Raw genomic sequence first — 12,338 nt, 5'->3', positions numbered from 1 at the left:
CGTGTCAGGAGCCCGCGTCAGGAGCCCGCGTCAGGAGCCCGTCGGGGGGCCGTAGCCCGGCGCCGGGTCGTGGCCCCGGGCGGGGCCGTAGCCCGGCGGGGGCGGGCCGAAGCCCGGTGCGGGCGCCGGGAGCCGCGTCCCGGACCCCGGCAGCGCCCGCGGGTCGGCGGCGCCCATCAGGTCGCGCGCCATCAGCGTGGCTCCGGCCACGGCGCCCGGCATCAGGAACACGGCGACCAGCGGCACCAGGAACGCCAGCACCAGCGGCACGCCGAAGCCGAGCACCAGCATGCGCCGCGAGCGCAGCAGCACCAGCCGCTCCCGCAGGTCCACCTTGCGCCGCTGGAGGGCGACGGCGGTGAGCTCCTGGGTCAGGAAGTACCCGGACACGCAGAACCCGAGGAACGGGACCACGGTCTGCCCGATCACCGGGACGAAGCCGAGGGCGAACAGCAGCACCCCGTACAGCAGCACGCGGCCGAGGATCCGCACGCTGTCCCGCGCCGAGATCCACAGCTCCTTCCAGAGGGGGAGCCCCGACTCGGGGGCGTCGCCGCCCTCGCTGCGCTCGACCTGCCCCGAGAGGGACTCGTAGAAGGGCTGGCCGACGAGCAGGGTCACCGCGGTGAAGGTGATCACCGAGACGAACAGCCCGAGGCCGATGAGCAGGGCCGTCAGGAAGCCGCGGAAGAGGTCCTGCCACGGCGAGGACCAGTCGTCGGCGACCGGGGTCGCCCACGCGGTCAGGTCGTCGGCCCCGTGGAAGAGGGCGATGAGCGCCCCCGCGTAGAGGACGAGCGACACGAGCCCGGGCAGCAGCCCGAAGCCGAACCATCGGCCGTGCCCGAACACCCACCGCTGTCCGGCCAGCAGATACCGGAAACCCCCCGCAAGATCACGCATACGGATCAGTTTACGGCGAAGGCCGCACCCCCCGAGGGGGGTGCGGCCTCCGGTGGCCGAACGCCTGCTCAGACGGCGAGCTCGACGCTGATGTTGCCGCGGGTCGCCTTGGAGTACGGGCAGACCTGGTGGGCCTTCTCCAGAAGGTCCTTGGCGGTGGCGGCGTCCACGTTCGGGATGACCGCGGAGATCTTCACGATGAGGCCGAAGCCGTCGTCGTTCTTGCCGATGCCGACCTCGGCCGTGACCGTGGAGCCGGAGATGTCGGCGTTCTCGTTGCGGGCGACGACGCCGAGCGCGCCCTGGAAGCAGGCGCTGTAGCCGGCGGCGAACAGCTGCTCCGGGTTGGTGCCCTCGCCGCTGCCGCCGAGCTCCTTCGGCGGGTTCACGACGACGTCGAGCTTGCCGTCATGGGTGGCGACGCGGCCGTCACGGCCGTTCTCGGCGGTGGCGACAGCGGTGTACGCGACATCGGACTGCTGGATGGACATGTAAGAAGATCCTCCTGGTAATCGCCGCGACTCGCGCCCACGGTCACGACGGTGTGCACTGAGCCTAACCGGTGAAAGAAACGATCATCTTTCCGGTGTTCTCGCCGCGCAGCATGCCGAGGAACGCGGAGGTCGCGTTCTCGACGCCCTCGACGACCGTCTCGTCGTACCGCAGCTCACCGGACCGCAGCCAGCCGGCCACGTCCGCGACGAACTGCGCCTGGAGCCCGGCGTGGTCCCCGACGAGGACGCCCTGCAGGCGCAGCCGCTTGCCGATGACGAGGGCGAGGTTGCGCGGGCCGGGGGTGGGCTCCGTGGCGTTGTACTGGGCGATCGCCCCGCACAGCGTGGCGCGGCCGTGCACGTTCAGGGAGGAGATGGCGGCCTCCAGGTGGTCCCCGCCGACGTTGTCGAAGTAGACGTCGATGCCGTCGGCGGCGGCGGCCTTCAGCTGCTCGCCGACGGGGCCGTTCCTGTAGTTGAAGGCGGCGTCGAAGCCGTACTTCTCCGTGAGGAGCGTCACCTTCTCGTCCGAGCCGGCGGAGCCGATCACCCGGGACGCGCCCTTGATCTTCGCGAACTGGCCCACGAGGCTGCCGACCGCGCCCGCCGCGCCCGAGACGAAGACGGCGTCGCCCTCCTTGAAGGAGGCGACCTCGAAGAGTCCGGCGTAGGCGGTCAGGCCCGGCATGCCGAGGACGCCGAGGTAGGCCGAGAGCGGCGCGAGGTCGCCGTCGACCTTGGTGGCGTGCTTGGCGTCCAGGTCCGCGTACTCGCGCCAGCCCAGGTGGTGCAGGACGTGGTCGCCGACCGCGAAGCGCTCGTCGGCGGAGGCGACGACCTCACCGACGGCGCCGCCCTGCATCGGCTCGTCCAGCCGGAAGGGCGGGACGTAGGACTTCACGTCGTTCATCCGGCCGCGCATGTACGGGTCCACGGACATGTGGAGGTTGCGCACCAGGACGCGGCCGGCGGCGGGCTCGGCGGACACGGGCACCTCGCGCAGGGCGAAGTCCTCGGGTACGGGCCATCCCTGCGGACGGCGGACGAGGTGCCACTCGCGGCTGACGGCGGGGATCTGAGACATGCGGGCTCCTGACGAAGATGCTTCACAACGTGAAACAACCATGCGCCTGGATATTTCATGTTGTCAAGTAAATGGGTAGACTGAGGCCATGCCCAGTCGTCGCGCAGACCCAGTGACCCTTGAGGTCGTCGAGCTCATCGGCGACGTCGTGTCCCGCTACCACATGGAGTACGAGCACGCGGCCGCCAGCCACCAGCTGACCGGTGCCCAGGCCCGGGTGCTGAACGTGCTGGCACTGGAACCGCTGCCGATGCGCCGGATCGCGCAGAGGCTGCGCTGCGAGCCGTCGAACGTGACCGGCATCGTCGACCGCCTGGAGAGCCGGGGCCTCGTGGAGCGCCGCCCGGACCCCGCCGACCGCCGGGTGAAGCTGGCCGCCCCCACCGAGGAGGGGCTGCTCACCGCGGACCGGCTGCGCGAGTCGCTGGACTTCGCGCGGGAACCGCTGGCGGGCCTGTCCCCGGCGGAGCGCGCGGTCCTGCGGGACCTGCTGCGGCGGATGCTGGGCTGACCGGCCGGCCTCCGCGCGCGGCGGGTCAGCAGAAGATGTTCCACCACTGACACGGCGGCTTGGGCGGGGCGGGGGTCGCCGTCGGGGACGGCACGGGAGCCGGCGCCGTCGCCGTCGCGCTCCCGGACGGGCTCTGCGTGGGTTTCACCGGTTTCGTCGGCTTGCCGGACGGCGATTTTCCCGTGGGGCTCGGCCCCGGCCCCGAGGTGGCGGGGGCGGGGTCCGGCGACTGCGGTCCGGGCGGCGCCGTACCGTCGGCGGAGGCGCCGGGGGCGGGGGTCTTCGTACCGATTCCGGTGGCCTTGGCGGCCCCGGTGGTCTTCGCGGGCGCCACGGGCGGCGGCGCGGCCATCGTCGACGCCTCCGGCAGGGGCGCCGGCTGCTGCGGACCCGCGTCGTCGGTCAGCTCCACCTTGGCGGCCCGGTCGGAGCGCTCCCCGTCGGTGGCGATCCGCGCCGCGGCCAGGGACCCCCCGGTCGCGAGCAGCAGGCCGAGCCCCACGGTCAGCACGGTCCGGCGGCGTCTGCGCCGCGAGGAGCGGCGGCGCGCGCCGGCCCTGCGCTCGTCCGGAACGGACAGCACGACGAGCGAGTCGGCGTACACGTCGGCCAGCGTGGACTGCGGCGCGTACCCGCCCGCCGGCGCCGCTGGCGCGGCGTCCGGCACGGCGGGCGCGACGGGCATCAGGTACTCGGCCGGGGTTCCGCACCCGGCGCACGCGAGCGCGCCGTTGAGGTGCCTCCGGCAGGCGGGGCAGTAGTTCATGGCGCCCGCAGGCTACGTGGTTCCCGGCAACATCCGTATCCCGGGAACGTAAGGATCCTGTGTGGAATGGTTCAGTCCATGACAGCGAAACCGCCCTCCGGCACCCCGGGACCCTTCGGCATGGCCTTCTTCCAACTGGTACTCCTGCGGCGGATGGCCGATTTCCAGCCGCAGCTCGCCGACGAGGCGCGGCACCGGCTGGGCGCCTCGCTCGCGGAGCAGCGGGAGGCCAACAAGCGCTGGCAGGCGATGGTGCGCTCGCCCCGCTCGCGCGGCGCGCTGGCCCGCTACCGCTCCGTGCTGGGCCCGCCGGAGGCCACCGAGCGGCGCGCGATCGGCGACCTGGAGTGCGAGGCGCTGTCCTGGCGCGTGCCGCTCTGGCCCGACCTCCGCTTCGAGGTGCTGGCGGCGCCGGACGGGGCGGTGTGGAACGAGTGGCTGGTACGGGCCCCGGGCGCGCCGGGGCCCGTACTGGAGTCGCCGGCGGATCTGGCGCCCTGGTCGGCGACGGTGGACGAGGTGGCCGGGGCCTTCGCCCCGGTGCGCCCCATGGAGGGCACCGCGCCGACGCGCTGGCGCCTCGCGTTCCGGGCGCGGGGGCGGGCGTACGTCGCGGAGTTCACGTACGGACTGCTCCAGCGGGTCGCGAGCGCGGAGGCGGGGCAGGCGCAGGAGGCCCAGGGGGCCTAGGAGGCGAGGAAGGCGCGTATCCCCGCCGAGGTGCCGTCGTCGCCGAGCAGGTCGTTGTGCCCCAGGCAGCCGACGGGCGTGTTGGCCGCCCCGGCCAGCGGCACGCTGTCGTCCGGGTTGACCACCTCGTCGCAGTTCGACCAGAAGGTCGCGTACCGCACGGCGCCCGGGGTCTCGTCCCCGGCGTTGAGGTTCCTCACCACGTACGAACCGGGGGTCATGTCCCGGCACGCCTGGTCCCACAGGGCGCAGGCCCACGCCGTGGAGGTGCCCCGGCTGGGCCCCGCGAGCGAGATCCAGTGGTCGACGACCGCCGCTCCGCCGCCGAACTTCACGTACCAGCGGCTGACGAGCGAGCCGAAGGAGTGCGCGACGACGTCGACCTCGGCCGCGCCGGTCCGGCGGCGGACCTCGTCCACGTACCCGGCGAGCTGCCCCGCCAGGACCTCGTTGACGGACCGGTGCGTGTCGTAGCCCCAGGAGAAGAGCTCGGAGTCGGCGTACCCGGCGGCGCGCAGGTCCTCGCGCAGGCTTCCCCAGACGCCCGGGTCGGCGTTGTAGCCGTGCACGAGGACGACGGGATTGCGCGGTGATGCCTGGTCAGCGGTTCGGGGCGAGGCCCGTTCGGTCGCATGGGCCGGAAGGGCCGCGAGCAGCGCAAGGCAGAGCGTCACGAGCGCCATCAGTCTCTGGCGGGTCGTCAGCATCGGGCCCCCAATACCTTGTTACGCGCGAGTAGCGCGTGTGGTGCGCGCATGGTGCTGCCTGTCGGTACAGAAATCCACCCCCATGCAGCCGCGACACACCCGGGACGCGCCGCCCGCCGGACCCCCCGGCCGGAGCATCAGAAGGGGCGGCAAGTCCGACATGCCCGAGAAGATACGAAAAGCGACCGGCATTCCGCCGGTCCACTTGCGTCAGCGCTCTCGGGAGGATCTGCCGTGACCGTCAGTCTTGAGCAGTTGCGTCGCTGCCACGTCGCCGTCGACCTGGGAGCAGCCCGGACCCGCGTGTACGTCAAGGGCGCCGGCCTGGTGGTCGACGAGCCCAGCGTGGCAGCGGTGAACACACGGACCGGCGCGCTGATCGCCGTCGGGACCTTCGCCGAGCGGATGACCGGCCGCACGCCCGACTACATCCGGGTCGTACGCCCCGTCTCCGGCGGCACCGTCGTCGACATCGAGATGGCCCAGCGGATGCTGCGTCACCTCCTCGGCGAGAAGCTGCGGCGCGCCCTGCGCCGCAAGCCGCGGCTGCGAGCGGCCGCCTGCACCCCGCACGACGCGGACCCGCTGGCCCAGCGGGCCACCGTCGAAACCCTCGTCGGCCTCGGCGCCCGCCGCGTCGAGCTGGTCGACACCCTGATCGCGGCCGCCGTCGGCTGCGGCCTGCCCGTGGAGCAGCCCACCGCGACGATGATCATGGTGTGCGGGGCGGCGGCCACGCAGGTGGCCGTCCTCTCCCTCGGGTCGATCGTCACCGCCCAGCGGATCCCGGTCGGCGGCGAGGCCATCGACCACGCGGTCGTCCAGCACCTGCGCCACGCCCACGAGCTGATGCTGCCCAGCCAGGCCGTCCGGCCGCTCCAGCTGGCCCTGCACGGCAACGGCATCACCGCGGAGGGTCCGGCCTCCACGCTCATCCACGGCCGCGACGTCGCCACCGGCCTGGCCCGCTCCGTCCACGTGGACACGGCGGCCGTCCGGGACGCCATCCACACCCCGCTGACCACCGTCCTCGACGGCATCGGCAAGGTGCTCCGGGACTGCCCGCCGGACCTGGTCGCGGACCTGACGGACCGGGGGATCATGATGGTGGGCGGCAGCGCCCTGCTGCCGGGCCTGGACCAGATGCTGCGCGACGCCACCGGAATGCCCGTCGCCATCGCGGAACGGCCCGACGTGTGCGCCGTCCTCGGTCTCGGCGCGATGCTCGAAGGGAAGATCTCCCCGATGGTCCTCAACCCGCTGGCCGTATGACCCCTTCCGAACCGGAGCGGGGGTCCGGCCCGGCGCTCGGGACCGGAGCGGGAACCGGGCCCGGAGCCGCGTACGACGAGGAGGAGCGAGCGGGCCTCCCGGCGCTGCTGGAGGCCGTGCTCAGCGTCGGCTCCGAACTGGAGCTGCACGCCACCCTCCAGCACATCGTGGACTCGGCGGCCGAGCTCTGCGCGGCGCGCTACGGAGCGCTCGGGGTCGTCGACCCCGAGCGCGCCCGGCTGACCGACCTGTTCACCGCCGGGATGACGCGGGCCGAGCGGGCCGCGATCCCCCGGCTTCCCGACGGACACTCCGGCCTGCTGGGAGCCCTGATCGCCGATCCGCGCCCGCTCCTGCTGGACGACCTGACCCGCGACCCGCGCGCGGCCGGCTTCCCGCCGGGCCACCCGCACATGCGCAGCTTCCTCGGCGTCCCCATCCGGGTGCACACGCAGGTGTTCGGCAACCTCTACCTCACCGAGAAGCGGGGCGGCGGCCCCTTCACCGACGACGACCTGGCACTGGTACGCGTACTGGCCTCGCAGGCGGGCATAGCGATCGGCAACGCCCGGCTCTACGAGACCGCGCGTCGCCGGGAGCGCTGGATCGAGGGCGCGGCCGCCGTGACCACGGCCCTGCTGGCCGGCAGCCCGGCGGCGGACGCCCTGATGTGCGTGGCCGAACAGGCCCGGATCCTGGCGGACGCGGCCGCCGGCGTGGTGCTCCAGCCGACCCCGCAGGGCGGCATGGAGATCGTCGCCGCGTCCACCCACGGGGACCCCGGCGACCTGGTCGGGACGGCGATCGCCCCCGGCTCACCGGTCCTGGAGCAGCTCCTGGGCGGGGAGGCCGTCTTCATAGAGGACTCGGCGACCGACCCGCGGATGACCACGCACGTGCGGAAACGCTTCGGCCCCAGCATGATGCTCCCGCTCCAGAGCGGCGGCCAGCTGATCGGCACCCTGGCCCTGCCGCGGGTCCGGGGCGGGCCCCCCTACGACGCCGTGGACCGGCTGCTGGCCTCGCAGTTCGCCTCGCAGGCGGCGCTGGCGCTCGTCCTGGCGGACGCGCAGCACGACCGGGAGCAGCTGGCCGTGTACGAGGACCGCGACCGGATCGCGCGGGACCTGCACGACCTGGTGGTCCAGCGGCTGTTCGCGACGGAGATGATGCTGGAGAGCACCCGGCGCCGGTCCTCGATCGCGGCGGCGGATGACACCGTCGGCGAGGAGCTGGGCCGCGCCGTGGACGAGCTGGACTCCACCATCCAGGAGGTCCGGACCGCGATCTTCGCCCTCCAGCAGCCGCCGACCGACGCCCCCACGACCTTCCGCGGGCGGGTCCTGCGCGAGACGGGCGGGGCGGCGGTCCTGCTGGGCTTCCAGCCCTCGGTCCACTTCTCGGGCGCGGTGGACGCGCTGCTCCCGGAACCGGTGGCGGGCGACCTCCTGGCGGCGCTGCGCGGCGCGCTGGCGGCGGCGCACCGGCGCAGCGGGGTCACCTCCATCGAGGTGCGGGTCGACGCGGACCCGTCCCGGGTCCGGCTGGCCGTCGCGGACGACGGCCGCACGGAGTCGGGGGCCCGGGGCACGACGGCGACCTGGGAATCGGCGCTGTAGTCCCCCGGCCGCCCGCCTTTGAGGCGCGGGCGCCCGCCCCCGGACCCCCGCCCCCTAGGGTGGCCCCGTGACGACGACCCGCCCCTCGGCCCGCGCGGCCATCGCCTCCGTGTCCGACCCCGGCAGCTTCGCCGAACTCCCGCCCCCCGCACGCGCGTCGGCGCCTGACGGCCCGCTCGGCTGGACCGGCTACGACGCCTCCCGCGCCCGGGCCGTCGCGCACACCGGCGAGCAGGAGTCCGTCGTCGCCGGCACCGCCCGCATCGGCGGCCGCGAAGCCGCCGTCGTCTCCTTCGAGTTCGGCTTCCTCGGCGGCTCGCTCGGCGAACGCACCGGCGACCTCCTCGAAGCCGCCTACGCCCACGCCCGCGAGCGGCGCCTGCCCCTCGTCTCCCTCGTCGCGACCGGCGGCTCCCGCATGCAGGAGGGCATGCTCGCGCTGACCCAGCTCCAGCGCGTGGCCCGCCAGTCGGTCCTCACCCGCGCCGCCGGGCTCCCCCAGCTCGCCGTCCTGCGCGATCCCACGACGGGCGGCGGCTGGGCCACGCTCGGCGCCGGTGCGGACGTGGTCCTCGCGCTCCCCGGCGCCCAGGTCGGCTTCGCCGGGTCCCGGGTGCGCCCGGCGGACGCGGACCCCGCCGCGTACACCGCTGAGGGCCAGTACGCCGCCGGGCACGTGGACGCCGTGGTCCCCCGGGAGGAGCTCGCCGGGACCCTCGCCGACTGGCTCCGCGTCCTGACGGCGCCCCGCCCGCGCGGGCCCGTCGAGCCGCCGGCCGCGCTGGCCGACGTACCGCCTCCGGCCACCGGCTGGGACGCGGTGCGCCAGGCCCGCGATCCGCGGCGGCCGCGCGCCGAGGCGTACCTGGACGCGTACTTCGCACTCCGGCTGCCCCTGTCCGGGGACCGCGCGGGCGGCACCGACCCCGGGATGCTGTGCGGCTTCGGGCTGCGGGACGGCAAAGCCGTGGCGTACGCCGCCCAGTGCGGCACCGCGACCCGCCCGGCGGGCTACCGTACGGCCGCCCGCCTCGTGCGCCTCGCGGACCGGCTCGGCATCCCCGTCCTCACCCTGGTGGACACCCCGGGCGCCGCCAACGACGCCGCCGCCGAGCACGCGGGCGCGGGCGCGGCCATCGCGGACACGTTCGCGGCGCTGGCCGCGGCGGCCGTCCCCGTCACCACCCTGCTGATCGGCGAGGGCGGCTCCGGCGGCGCCCTCGCGCTGGCCGCGCCGGGGAACACCTGGGTGACGCCGGACAGCTACTTCTCGGTGATCGCCCCCGAGCTGGCGGCGGCCATCCTCAAGCGCCCTCCGGAGGCCGCCGCGGACACGGCGGAGCAGCTCCGCGTCCGCCCCCAGGACCTGGTGGCCCTCGGCGTGGCGCGCGGCATCGTCGGCCCCGCCGGCCCCCGGGCCCCGCACAGCGCGGGGACGGTCTAAGCCCGCGGCGACCTGGCGTCGTACCGCGCGAATCCCCGCCAGCGGAGCGCGAGCAGTCCCAGGACCAGGACGCAGCCCAGGCCGCCGCCGGTGATCGCCATGGCCGGGGACGCCAGCTCGGCGGCGGTCCCCGCGAAGAAGTCGCCGAGCCGCGGACCGCCCGCGACGACCACGATGAAGACGCCCTGGAGGCGGCCCCGCATCTCGTCCGGGGTCGCGGCCTGGAGCATGGTGCTGCGGAACACCATCGAGACGGTGTCCGCCCACCCCGCCGCGGCCAGGAAGAGCAGCCCGAGCCAGAGGTTCCGGGTGAGCCCGAAGACCGCGATGGCCAGCCCCCACGCGGCGACGGCCAAGAGGATCGCCAGCCCGTGCCGGCGGATGCGGCCCTGCCAGCCGGAGAGGAGCCCGCCCAGCAGCGCCCCGAACGCCGGCGCCGCCACCAGCAGGCCGACGGTCTTGGCGTCGCCGCCGTACCAGAGCACGGCGATGGCCGGGAACAGCGCCTTCGGTTGCGCCAGCACCATCGCGGCCAGGTCGGAGAAGAAGGTCATCCGGATGTTGGGTCGGGTCCCGAGGAAGCGCAGGCCGTCGAGGACGGACGCCCGGCCCCGCGCTCCCTCGGCGCGGTCCGGCCGCATCGGCGGCAGCCGCCACATGGCGTACAGGGCGGCGCAGAAGGTCACGGCGTCGATCAGGTACGCCGCCTGGTACCCCCACCAGCCGACGATCATCCCGCCCAGCATCGGGCCGGCCATGGTCCCGGAGGTCATGGTGACGGAGTTCAGGGCGTTGGCCGCGGGCAGCTGCGCGGCCGGCAGCAGCCTCGGGATCATCGCGGAACGGGCCGGTCCGCTGAGCGCCCCGCAGACCGCCTGGAGCGCGACGACGGCGTACAGGAACCAGACCCGGTGGTAGTCGAGCAGCGCGGCCGAGGCGAGTGCGATCGACAGGGCGGCGGCGCCGAGGGAGCTGTACAGGCCGAGCGCGCGGCGGTCCACGGTGTCGGCGACGGCCCCGCCGTAGAGGCCGAAGGCGACCAGGGGGACGAGCGAGAAGAGGCCGACGAGTCCGACGCAGAAGCTGGAACCGGTGATGTCGTAGACCTGGAGCGATACCGCGAGCGCGGTCATCGCCTGGCCGATCCAGGAGATGGTGCCGCCGATCCACAGCCGCCGGTAGTCCGGGGACGTGCGCAGCGGGGTGAGGTCGGCGAGGACGCGCCGCGGGGGGCGGGGAGGAGAGGTCGTACCGGTCACGGGGGATGGTAACCACCGGGCCGCCGGCGTCTCCAGGGGATCGTTGCCCCCTTCACACATCCGCAACAGTCGCCCCTTGCGGCCCGGGGCTCCCGGCGCGTACCGGTCCTTGCCGGTAACCCGCCACCTGCATCGAGCATTTGACCGAATCGTCGTGCGCTGCGGACCTGGTGTTCCGCTCATGATGAAAAGACTCGTATGTCCAGGGAGGCGTAGTGATCGAACCTGGCAACAGCACCACGCGCACCGGAACGGCGCAGAACACGGTGCGCACCACGGTCCCCCTCACCGTCGGAGTCGAGGAGGAGTTCCTCCTCGTCGACGCCGGCACCTTCCGGGTGGTCCCGGCCGCCCCGCTCGTCCTTGCCACGGCCGCCGGGCTTCCGGGCGAGCTGCACCCGGAGGGCACGCGCTACCAGGTGGAGATCTCCACCCCGATCGCCCATTCCGCGGCCGCCCTCCGGGAAGAGCTCGCCGCCCTGCGGCGGACCCTCGGCCGGGCGGCGCGCGCGCACGGCTGCCGGCTGCTGGCCGCGCCGTCGCCGGTGATGGCCGTGGAGGGACCGCTGCACCTGACCGACGACGAGCCGCGCCAGCGGGAGCAGCACCGCCGCTTCGGCGCGCTCACCGACACCCTGGTCAGCTGCGGCCGCCACATCCATGTCGGCACGCTCGACGTGGACACGGCGGTCGCGGTGTCCAACCGGGTCCGGCCGTGGCTGCCGACCCTGATCGCGCTGGCCGCCAACTCGCCCTTCTGGGGCGGCCGCGACACCGGTCACGCCAGCTGGCGTGCGATGGCCTGGTCGGGCTGGCCCTCGGCGGGGCCGCCCCCGCACTTCACGTCCACGGCCCATTTCCGGCGCTCGGTGCAGACCCTGCTGGGTTCCGGGGCGGCCCTGGACACCAAGATGGTCTATTGGGACCTGCGCCCCTCCGGGACCTGGCCGACGCTGGAGATCCGGGCGCCCGACATGTCGCCCTACCTCGACACGGCCGTCCTCCAGGCCGAGTTGGCCCGCGCCCTCGTGGCCACGGCCCTGCGGGAGATCGCGGAGCGGCGTCCGGAGCCGGTCGTACGGGACGACGTGCTGCGCCTGGCCCGCTGGCGGGCGGCGCACGACGGATTGGAGGGGTTCGGGCTCGACCCGTACACGGGGGCCGAGGTCCCGGCGGCCGACCTCGCGGAGTCCCTGCTGGAGCTGGTCGCCCCCGAACTCGCCGCCACCGGCGACCTCGACCATGCGGCGAAAACGATGGCCGACCTGCTGCGCGACGGCTCGGGAGCGCACCGCCAGCGCGCCGCCTTCGCGCGGCGCCAGGACCTGACGGACGTACTGCGCCACCTCGCGGACGAAACGGAGAACTTCTAGCCCGGCGGAAACGACCCGCTCCCCCGCCCCCGCACCCCGAAGCCGCAGGTGCAATCGTTTCCGCACCTGCGGCCCCAGCCCGACCGAACGCTCCGCGCCCCTCCGCACCCCTCCCGGCCCGCCCGATCCCGCACCCGCCGACGGCTGCCCGGCCGCCCCGCCCCGCCGCTACCGTTGCTGCTCCGAGGGCCGTCACGCACCGGCACGGCCGTGGGG

At 74.4% G+C, this 12,338-nt stretch carries 12 protein-coding genes; 6 read left to right on the top strand and 6 right to left on the bottom strand.

Annotated elements, in window-relative coordinates; all coding sequences use genetic code 11:
• Positions 1 to 30 precede the first annotated feature (30 nt).
• The 3 genes from ACFWUQ_RS07305 to ACFWUQ_RS07295 form a co-directional block, all read right to left on the bottom strand.
• Positions 31 to 903 (bottom strand): EI24 domain-containing protein, encoded by an 873-nt coding sequence (locus tag ACFWUQ_RS07305; RefSeq protein ID WP_384534092.1) that lies wholly within the window; start codon positions 901 to 903, stop codon positions 31 to 33.
• A gap of 68 nt (positions 904 to 971) precedes the next feature.
• The gene (locus ACFWUQ_RS07300; protein ID WP_384534090.1) at positions 972 to 1,394 is read right to left on the bottom strand and encodes an organic hydroperoxide resistance protein; all 423 of its coding nucleotides are present in this window, start codon (positions 1,392 to 1,394) and stop codon (positions 972 to 974) included.
• 64 nt (positions 1,395 to 1,458) lie between these two features.
• Entirely contained in the window at positions 1,459 to 2,481 is a 1,023-nt protein-coding gene (locus tag ACFWUQ_RS07295) for an NADP-dependent oxidoreductase (protein WP_384534087.1), read from the bottom strand.
• Positions 2,482 to 2,569: 88 nt separating this feature from the next.
• On the opposite strand from ACFWUQ_RS07295, the gene ACFWUQ_RS07290 reads away from it, so the two are divergent.
• Positions 2,570 to 2,992 carry a MarR family winged helix-turn-helix transcriptional regulator gene (locus ACFWUQ_RS07290; protein ID WP_384534085.1) on the top strand — a complete coding sequence of 141 codons (423 nt, stop codon included), beginning with the start codon at positions 2,570 to 2,572 and terminating at the stop codon, positions 2,990 to 2,992.
• A 25-nt stretch (positions 2,993 to 3,017) separates the two neighbouring features.
• Here ACFWUQ_RS07290 and ACFWUQ_RS07285 read toward each other — a convergent pair whose 3' ends face one another.
• Positions 3,018 to 3,758, bottom strand: coding sequence for a hypothetical protein (locus tag ACFWUQ_RS07285; protein ID WP_384534082.1), 741 nt, complete (start codon positions 3,756 to 3,758; stop codon positions 3,018 to 3,020).
• Positions 3,759 to 3,836: 78 nt separating this feature from the next.
• On the opposite strand from ACFWUQ_RS07285, the gene ACFWUQ_RS07280 reads away from it, so the two are divergent.
• Entirely contained in the window at positions 3,837 to 4,448 is a 612-nt protein-coding gene (locus ACFWUQ_RS07280; RefSeq protein ID WP_384534079.1) for a hypothetical protein, read from the top strand.
• On the opposite strand, the gene ACFWUQ_RS07275 is transcribed toward ACFWUQ_RS07280, so the two are convergent.
• A complete protein-coding gene (locus ACFWUQ_RS07275) occupies positions 4,445 to 5,155 on the bottom strand; it encodes an esterase/lipase family protein (protein ID WP_384534076.1) in 711 nt (236 codons plus the stop codon). The genes ACFWUQ_RS07280 and ACFWUQ_RS07275 overlap by 4 nt on opposite strands.
• A 234-nt stretch (positions 5,156 to 5,389) precedes the next feature.
• Here ACFWUQ_RS07275 and ACFWUQ_RS07270 point away from each other — a divergent pair, with 234 nt between their 5' ends.
• The 3 genes from ACFWUQ_RS07270 to ACFWUQ_RS07260 all read left to right on the top strand — a co-directional run bounded on the left by ACFWUQ_RS07270 (position 5,390) and on the right by ACFWUQ_RS07260 (position 9,490).
• Positions 5,390 to 6,427 carry a rod shape-determining protein gene (locus ACFWUQ_RS07270; protein ID WP_384534073.1) on the top strand — a complete coding sequence of 346 codons (1,038 nt, stop codon included), beginning with the start codon at positions 5,390 to 5,392 and terminating at the stop codon, positions 6,425 to 6,427.
• Entirely contained in the window at positions 6,424 to 8,046 is a 1,623-nt protein-coding gene (locus ACFWUQ_RS07265) for a GAF domain-containing protein (RefSeq protein ID WP_384534070.1), read from the top strand. Before ACFWUQ_RS07270 ends, ACFWUQ_RS07265 begins: the two co-directional genes overlap by 4 nt.
• 67 nt (positions 8,047 to 8,113) lie before the next feature.
• Complete coding sequence (locus ACFWUQ_RS07260; RefSeq protein WP_384534067.1) at positions 8,114 to 9,490, top strand: carboxyl transferase domain-containing protein; 1,377 nt, start codon at positions 8,114 to 8,116, stop codon at positions 9,488 to 9,490.
• Here the strand turns inward: ACFWUQ_RS07260 and ACFWUQ_RS07255 are convergent.
• The gene (locus ACFWUQ_RS07255; RefSeq protein ID WP_384534064.1) at positions 9,487 to 10,749 is read right to left on the bottom strand and encodes an MFS transporter; all 1,263 of its coding nucleotides are present in this window, start codon (positions 10,747 to 10,749) and stop codon (positions 9,487 to 9,489) included. The two genes, ACFWUQ_RS07260 and ACFWUQ_RS07255, sit on opposite strands and share 4 nt — an antisense overlap.
• Before the next feature lie 215 nt (positions 10,750 to 10,964).
• Here ACFWUQ_RS07255 and ACFWUQ_RS07250 point away from each other — a divergent pair, with 215 nt between their 5' ends.
• Positions 10,965 to 12,122: a glutamate--cysteine ligase gene (locus ACFWUQ_RS07250; protein ID WP_384534061.1), complete on the top strand. Its 1,158-nt coding sequence runs from the start codon at positions 10,965 to 10,967 to the stop codon at positions 12,120 to 12,122.
• Positions 12,123 to 12,338: the final 216 nt, after the last annotated feature.

The sequence above is a fragment of the Streptomyces sp. NPDC058662 genome, assembly GCF_042716255.1.
Lineage (GTDB): Bacteria > Actinomycetota > Actinomycetes > Streptomycetales > Streptomycetaceae > Streptomyces.
The sequence above is the reverse complement of the archived record's forward strand: the minus strand, read 5'-3'. Positions and strand labels throughout refer to the sequence as shown.

Bases quoted from the DNA above. Each gene is read 5' to 3' on its own strand.
- ACFWUQ_RS07305 (WP_384534092.1), bottom strand. From the start codon at position 903: ATGCGTGATCTTGCGGGGGGTTTCCGGTATCTGCTGGCCGGACAGCGG.
- ACFWUQ_RS07300 (WP_384534090.1), bottom strand. From the start codon at position 1,394: ATGTCCATCCAGCAGTCCGATGTCGCGTACACCGCTGTCGCCACCGCC.
- ACFWUQ_RS07295 (WP_384534087.1), bottom strand. From the start codon at position 2,481: ATGTCTCAGATCCCCGCCGTCAGCCGCGAGTGGCACCTCGTCCGCCGT.
- ACFWUQ_RS07290 (WP_384534085.1), top strand. From the start codon at position 2,570: ATGCCCAGTCGTCGCGCAGACCCAGTGACCCTTGAGGTCGTCGAGCTC.
- ACFWUQ_RS07285 (WP_384534082.1), bottom strand. From the start codon at position 3,758: ATGAACTACTGCCCCGCCTGCCGGAGGCACCTCAACGGCGCGCTCGCG.
- ACFWUQ_RS07280 (WP_384534079.1), top strand. From the start codon at position 3,837: ATGACAGCGAAACCGCCCTCCGGCACCCCGGGACCCTTCGGCATGGCC.
- ACFWUQ_RS07275 (WP_384534076.1), bottom strand. From the start codon at position 5,155: ATGCTGACGACCCGCCAGAGACTGATGGCGCTCGTGACGCTCTGCCTT.
- ACFWUQ_RS07265 (WP_384534070.1), top strand. From the start codon at position 6,424: ATGACCCCTTCCGAACCGGAGCGGGGGTCCGGCCCGGCGCTCGGGACC.